At 36.4% G+C, this 217-nt stretch carries 1 pseudogene; it reads right to left on the reverse strand.

From position 1 onward, the window contains the following. Nucleotides 1-11: 11 nt before the first annotated feature. Nucleotides 12-217, reverse strand: a pseudogene (locus EGI22_RS14575) (DDE transposase); the annotation flags it as partial.

Below are 217 nucleotides of genomic sequence, written 5' to 3' on the forward strand. Positions count from 1 at the left end.
TTAAAAGTTTTTCAAGCTACTTTTTTGACTTGTTTTTGTTGCCGTTTTGATAGTCGGACGACATTTGCAGTAAAGATTCCGAAGAACATCCACACGATTTGTGTTTCTGGTGTTTTTGCTTTGATTTTCCTTAGGCCATAGTTTTCTTTTTCCGTGCCAAATGAGCCTTCTAGGCGTGTTCCTCTTTCTATAGAAAGGATGGTTTTAACTTTTTTGA

Origin of the sequence: Lacihabitans sp. LS3-19 (assembly GCF_024343575.1) — a bacterium.
GTDB lineage: Bacteria > Bacteroidota > Bacteroidia > Cytophagales > Spirosomataceae > Leadbetterella.